The sequence below is a fragment of the Aestuariivirga sp. genome (genome assembly GCF_037139295.1).
GTDB lineage: Bacteria > Pseudomonadota > Alphaproteobacteria > Rhizobiales > Aestuariivirgaceae > Aestuariivirga.
Genome location: NZ_JBAXGR010000137.1, coordinates 1 through 7,314, shown reverse-complemented (window position 1 = coordinate 7,314; position 7,314 = coordinate 1). Strand labels below are relative to the sequence as shown.

8 protein-coding genes are annotated in these 7,314 nt (G+C 63.6%); all 8 read left to right on the top strand.

Translation table 11 applies throughout. The annotated features are described in order from the left end of the window. Positions 1 to 118 precede the first annotated feature (118 nt). A complete protein-coding gene (locus tag WCJ41_RS19270) occupies positions 119 to 967 on the top strand; it encodes a phytanoyl-CoA dioxygenase family protein (RefSeq protein ID WP_336907462.1) in 849 nt (282 codons plus the stop codon). 75 nt (positions 968 to 1,042) lie between these two features. Beyond that, positions 1,043 to 1,891 carry a phytanoyl-CoA dioxygenase family protein gene (locus WCJ41_RS19265; protein WP_336907461.1) on the top strand — a complete coding sequence of 283 codons (849 nt, stop codon included), beginning with the start codon at positions 1,043 to 1,045 and terminating at the stop codon, positions 1,889 to 1,891. Between the two features lie 76 nt (positions 1,892 to 1,967). Further along, on the top strand, positions 1,968 to 3,038 hold the full coding sequence (locus WCJ41_RS19260; RefSeq protein WP_336907460.1) for an Ldh family oxidoreductase: 1,071 nt from the start codon (positions 1,968 to 1,970) through the stop codon (positions 3,036 to 3,038). A 28-nt stretch (positions 3,039 to 3,066) separates the two neighbouring features. Beyond that, positions 3,067 to 4,182 carry a uroporphyrinogen decarboxylase family protein gene (locus tag WCJ41_RS19255; RefSeq protein ID WP_336907459.1) on the top strand — a complete coding sequence of 372 codons (1,116 nt, stop codon included), beginning with the start codon at positions 3,067 to 3,069 and terminating at the stop codon, positions 4,180 to 4,182. A 53-nt stretch (positions 4,183 to 4,235) separates the two neighbouring features. Beyond that, positions 4,236 to 5,321 (top strand): uroporphyrinogen decarboxylase family protein, encoded by a 1,086-nt coding sequence (locus tag WCJ41_RS19250; protein ID WP_336907458.1) that lies wholly within the window; start codon positions 4,236 to 4,238, stop codon positions 5,319 to 5,321. An 18-nt stretch (positions 5,322 to 5,339) separates the two neighbouring features. Further along, positions 5,340 to 5,999 carry a bifunctional 4-hydroxy-2-oxoglutarate aldolase/2-dehydro-3-deoxy-phosphogluconate aldolase gene (gene eda / locus WCJ41_RS19245; RefSeq protein WP_336907457.1) on the top strand — a complete coding sequence of 220 codons (660 nt, stop codon included), beginning with the start codon at positions 5,340 to 5,342 and terminating at the stop codon, positions 5,997 to 5,999. Continuing rightward, a complete protein-coding gene (locus WCJ41_RS19240; protein WP_336907456.1) occupies positions 5,996 to 7,039 on the top strand; it encodes a sugar kinase in 1,044 nt (347 codons plus the stop codon). Before eda ends, WCJ41_RS19240 begins: the two co-directional genes overlap by 4 nt. A 36-nt stretch (positions 7,040 to 7,075) precedes the next feature. Beyond that, positions 7,076 to 7,314: DUF2437 domain-containing protein (locus WCJ41_RS19235; RefSeq protein WP_336907455.1), on the top strand; the 239-nt coding region annotated here is incomplete at its 3' end.

Sequence of the window (7,314 nt, the reverse complement as noted above, 5' to 3'; positions counted from 1 at the left end):
TGATCCGCCCCGCTCGGCCGACGCTTGCCGAAGTGCCATTGGCCGACCTATCCTTGCGAGGGAAGATCGAGGCGGTCAGCTAAACGAAACCAAGTGCGGGACACATGAGGGTGCAGACATGAGCGAAACTCCAACATTCAAGACCTATCCGACGAATGATCAGTTGGCGCAGATGGAACGGGATCTCACGTTTCACCCGAGCACCGTCCGGAATCCCCGGGAGCTGACGCCCGAGCAGGTTGTTCACTTCAACCAGAACGGCTACCTCACCCGTTTGCCCGTGCTGACGGCGGAGGAAGTGGCCCGCCTGCGCACGTTCGTGGACAACCTGATTGCAAAGGTCATGGCCAAGGGGGCCAGCAGCTATTCGGTGAAGCATGCCCACATGAAATACGGAGCCGTCTGGGACTTGATCACCCATCCGCGCATCACGGCCCTCGTCAAGGATGTGCTTGGCGATGAAGTGGTTGGCTGGGGCGCGCATTTCTTCTGTAAAATGCCCGGCGACGGCAAGATCGTGGCCTGGCATCAGGACGCCTCGTACTGGCCGTTGACGCCGTCCAAGACGCTCACCATCTGGTTGGCGGTGGATGACGCGGACCGCGCGAACGGCTGCATGAAGTTCGTGGCCGGCTCGCACCTCAAGGGCCACCTCACGTACCGGCCCAGTTCGGCCGGTGAGGATAACGTGCTCGACCAGACCGTCGAGAATGCCGAGCAGTATGGCCCCGTGATCTACAACGAGCTGAAGGCCGGCCAGGCCTCGATCCATTCCGACCTGCTATTGCATGGGTCCGAGGTCAACGCATCGCCGCGCCGCCGCTGCGGTCTGACCCTGCGCTATTGCACGCCCGATGTCCGCGGCACGCTGGGCTGGAACAGCGAAGGCATCCTGATCAGCGGCCGGGATCCCGAGGGGCACTGGGCGAATCCACCCCGGCCCGTACAGGATTACGAGGGGACGTGAACGGGACAGACACTCGCCGCAGGCCCGGAAATCGATTAGCGCCGATTGAGACCACCAACCCGGAGGAACGAACGCATGAGTCACAAACCCGACGTCCAGATCGACCAGGCCGACCCCACGCACGCGGAACTGGCGACGCTCAAACGCGATCTGCGCTTCCATCCCGTGCGGAACGACAACCCGCGGTGCCTGTCCCGCAGGCAAATCGATCAGTTCAACCGCGACGGCTATGTCGGCGGACTATCCGTTTATGGCGCTCCGGACATGGAGCGGTTGCGCGCGTTTGTTGCCAATGCGCAAACACGCGAATCGGCCGCGGGCCGGAATCCGAATTTCATTCGGTTTGTTCACCTGAAGTACGCCACCGGCTGGGACATGATGACCAATCCCACCATCGTCGGATACGTCAGGGATCTGCTCGGTGAAAACGTCATCGGGTGGGGGGCGGCCTTCTTCATCAAGCCGCCAAGGGATACGGCAGTGGTTGCCTGGCACCAGGACGCCAGCTATTGGCCGCTGTCGCCCTCCAAGGCCGTAACGGTCTGGCTAGCGATCGACGACGCGGATGTCGAGAACGCGGCCATGCAGTTTATCGCGGGCAGTCATCACCATGGCGCCGCCACATTCCGGCCCAGTTCCCCGGACGAACACAATGTGCTCAATCAAACCATCGAGAATCCCGAGCAATATGGCACCGGCGTCGTGGACGATTGCCTGCGGGCCGGGGAAGCCTCAATCCACTCCGATCTGCTCCTGCACGGGTCGGCCGCGAACGGTTCCAACCGTCGGCGCTGCGGGTTGACGTTGCGGTACACGACGCCGGACGTGCGCACCGCGCAAGACTGGCAGAAACGGGGTGTCTGGGTGAGCGGTGGCGATCCGAGCGGCTATTGGGCCAACAATCCGCGTCCCGATGCGGACTGATCGCGACTGAAGAGGAGGACAAAATGAAGATCGTTCGATTCAAAAAGGGCGCGATCCTGGTGAACGGAGTGAAGGCATGACCGCTGCAAGGATCAACCGCGAGCAACTCGACGGTTTCTGCTTGGAGGCCATGCGCCGATCCGGGATGACGGAAGCGGATGCCCGGCTGACCGCCGATGTCCTGGTCACGACTGACACCTGGGGCACCCACACGCATGGGACGAAACAGCTCCGCAACCTGATGAAGAACTTCCGCGAGGGCCGCATGGATGTTAAGGCGCGTGCGGAATTGGTCGGCGAAGGTCCCGGCTGGGCGCAGTTCGATGGGCACGCGAGTATGCCGATGCCGACCTCGGTTCTGGCCATGCACACCGCAGTGACCAAGGCGAAGGCGACCGGAATCGCCATCAGCACGGTCTGTAACAGCGGGCACTACGGTGCCGCCGGCTACTACGCCTGGCTGGCGACGCAACAGGACATGATCGGCCTGAGCTTCACCAATGTGGATCCGGGCGTGGCTGTGCCGGGGTCGCGAGGTTCCGTGCTGGGGACGAATCCCCTCGCCTACGCCGTCCCGGCCGGTAAGGAACACCCGATCATGCTCGACATCGCGACCAGCGTCGTCGCCGCGAGCAAAGTCTACGCCGCGCGGCAGCTTGGCAAGCCGCTGCCCGAAGGCTGGATTGTGGATGCGGAAGGCCTTCCCACCACCGACCCCGGCAACTACCCACTGGCGGGCGCACTGCTGCCAATGGCGGGACACAAAGGATACGGCATCGGGCTGCTGGTCGAGATTCTGACCGGTGTGCTGAGCGGCGGGGCGTTCGGGAGTAATGTGCGAAGCTGGGTGTTCGGCGACGCGGCGCCGGTCAATCAATCGCACACGTTCATCGCCATCAACGTCGTGGCTTTCGAGCCCGTGGAAGTATTCAAGCAACGGACGGATACCTTAATCCGGCAAATCAAGGATGCCCCCAAGGCCAAGGGTGCCGATCGAATCTATCTGCCCGGCGAAAAGGAGTGGGAGTGCCGGGAGGACGCGCTGGCCCGGGGGTTGGCCTTGCCGGAGGATGTGCGTGTTAGCCTGCGCGGCCTGGCTGAGGACCTGGGCATGAGCGCGGCATGCCTGGATGGCAAGGCGCCGTAGGGGTTGGGGCATCAGAGGGGATAACACGATGACAAGCAAGGAGCGTATTTCACGGATTCTGCGGCACGAGCCGGTGGACCGGATCGGGCTTTTCGAGGTGTTCTGGCGGGAGACGGCGGAGAAGTGGAGTGCCGAGGGACATTTCGAAAAGCCCGAGATGGTCAGCGATCACTTCGGCCTAGATGTGCGGCGCACCAGCGGTGAGGTCACGCCCGGCAATTTGCGCATGATCAACCTGGTGGCCAACGTCGATGCCAAGGACGAGTTGGTCGAGGAATCGGACACCACCCGGCTCGTGCGGGACGGCAATGGGGCCTTGCTGCGCTGGAAAAAAGGCGGTTCCGGCGGTCCCGAGCATGTGGGGTTCCGAGTCGAAGACCGGCAGGGGTGGGAGGACCATATCCGGCCGCACCTGCTCGATGAGAAGACCTACGCGCGACGGATCGACTTCAACGTCTACCGTGACTTGCGGCAGAAGTGCGCCCGCGACGAGCGTTTCATGACGTGCGGCGTGGTCGCCGCCTTTGATCTCATGTCACCGATGTGCGGCCACGAAAACCTGCTCATGGGCCTGGCCGCGGACCCCGAATGGGTGCGCGGCATGGCGGACCTTTACAGCGATCTCACGATCCGCCTCCTCGGGATGCTGTTCGAACGCGAGGGGTTGCCGGACGGCCTGTGGGTCTGGGACGATCTCGGTTACAAGCACACGCCGTTCATGTCCACCGCGATGTATCGCGAGCTGGTGTTCCCTGCGCACAAGAAACTCTTCGATTTCGCGCACCGTCACCATCTGCCCGTCGTGTTGCATACCGACGGGTTTATCGAGCCCCTGATTCCGATGCTGATCGAGGCGGGAATTGACTGCCTGCAGCCGATCGAGGTCAAGGCCGGCATGGATCTGCTCCGCATCAAGAAGCAGTTCGGAGAGAAGATCGCGCTGATCGGCGGGATGGACGAACGGGTGCTGGAGACCAACGATCTGCGGGCGGTTGAACAGGAGCTCGCCTCCAAACTGCCTGGGGCCATGTCCGGCGGCGGGTATGTCTTGCAGGTGGACCACAGCGTGTCGAACCTCGTGAACTACGACACGTATCGTTTCTTTGTGGACCGGGGGCTTGAGCTGGGGAGCTACCGGTCATGATGACATCACGTGAGCGAGTCTTGACGGCCTTGAACCACGAGGAGCCAGACCGCGTGCCGCTGTTCATCGGGACCTCCGGCGTGACCACGCTCCTGGGGCCCGCCTACGAGCGATTGAAGACGCACCTGGGTGTCAGGGGCGGCCCGCCCCGCTGGCTCTCCAGGCCGCTGCAGTACGCCTGGCTGGATGAGGAAGTCTTCCAGAAGCTCGGATCGGATGCCCGCCCGATGGTGGCCGGGCCGGTTCCCGCTTCGCCGGCGCGGGAAGTCTCGCCCACGGAACTGGTGGACGCCTGGGGCTGCGTATGGAAACAGCGTGAGGGCGTTCCGTACTACGAGATCGTCGAGCCGCCGCTTCAAAACGCGACCCGCGAGGACATCGCCTGTTATCCCTGGCCGGACCTGGCCAACCCGGCGCGGTTCCACGGACTCGCCGCGCGCTGCAAGGCGATTCAGGACGCGGGCCATGCCGTCGTCTTCCTCAGCGGGCTCACGTTGTTCGAGCAGGCCTACATCATGCGCGGGATTGAAAACTATCTCGCCGACATGCTGGCCGACGAGGATTTTTTCACCGCGTTGATCGCCCGTATGAAGGCCCTGGCCATCCCCACCGTGCGGGCGCTCTTGAAGGAGGTCGGCGCTTATGTGGACGTGCTCGTCACGGGCGACGACCTCGGCACGCAGGAATCCACGCTCATGGCCCCCGCCGACTACCGGCGGCTCATCAAGCCGCATCAGGCGGAATACCTGGCGGAAATCCGCATGCACACCAAGGCGAAGATATTCTTCCACTCCGACGGTGATATCCTGCCGCTGCTCGGTGATTTGGCGGAGATCGGCGTGGACATCATCAACCCCGTGCAGGTCAACGCCGGCAAGATGGCCGACACCGCCCGCCTCAAGCGGGAGTTCGGCAAGCGCCTTAGTTTCTGCGGCGCCATTGACACCGGTTGGGTCCTGCCGCGCGGCACGACGGAGGATGTGCGCGCCGAGGTGCGCCGGCGGATCCGCGACCTGGCGCCGGGTGGCGGGTACATCGCCTCGGCGGTGCACTGCATCCAGCCGGACGTACCGCCGGAGAATATGCTGGCCATGTGCGATGCGGTGCGGGAGTTTGGACGCTATCCGATCAACCCTTAGAACGAAAGGACAACCGAAATGATGTCAAAGGACAGGATGCTCGCTTCCCTCCGGGAGAGCGGGGTCGTGGCGGTAATTCGCACGTCGAATCCGGCCGACCTGGTAGGCGTGTGCCGCGCCTTGCACAAGGGCGGCGTGAAATTCGTGGAAATCACCATGACCGTTCCCGGCGCGCTGGATATTGTCCATGACGCGGTGGGGCAACTGTCCGATACGGACGTGCAGATCGGCGTCGGCACCGTCCTTGACGGCGAAACCGCCCGCGCCGCGATCCTGGCCGGCTCCCGTTACGTGGTGGCGCCGACGTTCGATGCCGATGTCGTGCGGGTTTGCAGGACCTACGGCGTCGTCGTCATGCCCGGCGCCCAGACCCCCACCGAGGTCGTCACCGCCTGGAAGGCGGGCGCCGACGTGGTGAAAATCTTTCCGGGCGATATCGGCGGACCGGATTACCTGAAGGCGCTCAAGGAGCCCTTTCCGCAGATCGAACTCCTGCCGACCAAGGGCGTGAACTTCGAAACCGTGTCGGCGTACATCCAGGCCGGCGCCATCGCCGTGGGGACCGGCAACGCGCTGGTCACCCAGGCGCAGATGGCGGCGCGCGACTACGCGGGCATCACGGACAACGCCCGGCGGTTCACCCAGATCGTGCGTGAGGCCAGGAAGGAGAAGGCGTGAAGAAGATTCCGTGCGACAAGAAGGTGGTCCTGTTCGGCGAGCTCATGATGCGGCTTTCGACCAAGCGCCATGAGCGCCTTATCCAGGCGCGCGAGTTCGACGTGCTCTACAGCGGGGCCGAGGCCAATCTCGGGGTGGGGCTGATCGCGCTGGGGGTGGACAGCACCATGGTGTCCAGCGTGCCGGACAACGCGGTGGGCGAGGCCTGCCTGGCCTATATGCGCCAGTTCAAGCTGAACCTCGACCACGTCAAGCGCAACGGGTTCCGCCTGGGCATCTACTTCGTGGAGACCGGTGCGTCCCAGCGGCCCTCGACGTTCCTCTACAACCGCAAGGGCAGTTCGATCACCGAGCTCAAGCCGGGCGACTTTGACTGGGATGCGATCTTCGCGGACAAGCACTGGTTCCACTTCACGGGCATCACGCCGGCTCTGGCCGACAGCGTGGCGGCCATCACGCGCGAAGCCTGCGCGGCAGCACGAAAATGCGGGCTGACGGTGAGCTGCGACCTGAACTTCCGCAGCAAACTGTGGTCAAAGGAAAAGGCACGGAAGGTCATGACCGGTCTGATGGAATACGTGGACGTGCTCTTCACCAACGAGGAAGAGGCCGCCACGGTGTTCGGTATCGCCGCGCGCGAGACCGATGTTCGCAAGGCGAAACTCGACCGGCAGGGCTATGCGGACGTCGCGGTACAGCTCCGCGAGAAATTCGGTCTCACGCACGTCTCCATTTCGTTGCGCGGCAGCCGCTCCGCCACGGCCAACGACTGGTCCGGCATGCTCTATGACGGCAGCCAATTCTACACCAGCCGCACCTACGCCATTGACTACATTGTGGACCGGGTCGGTGGCGGGGACGCCTATTCGGCGGGGATCATCTACGGGCTGCTGACCGGCCAGGACTTGCAGGACACGGTCGAATTCGCCGCCGCGGCGGGTTGCCTCAAGCACTCGATCCACGGCGACTTCAACCTCGTCAGTTTCGAGGAGATCCAGGCTCTGGTGGGCGGCGACGGTTCGGGGCGCATCCAGCGGTGAGCATTGGAAACGGGTCAGGTCAAGGGAGATTCAACTATGAAAATCGTGCGATTCAAAGACCGAGCGGGCAAGGCGCAGTACGGGATGATCGAGGGCGACACGGTCGCGGTGGCGGATGGAAATCCGCTGGGCGGCCTGAAGACCACAGGCAAGCGGGTGGCGTTGGCGGAGGTGACCTTGCTGGCGCCGTTCGAGCCGGTGAGCGTGCTGTGCATTGGGCTGTTCGCCCCGAATCACAAGCTCAGGTCCGCCGTCACCGCCCTCGCGATCGGGAA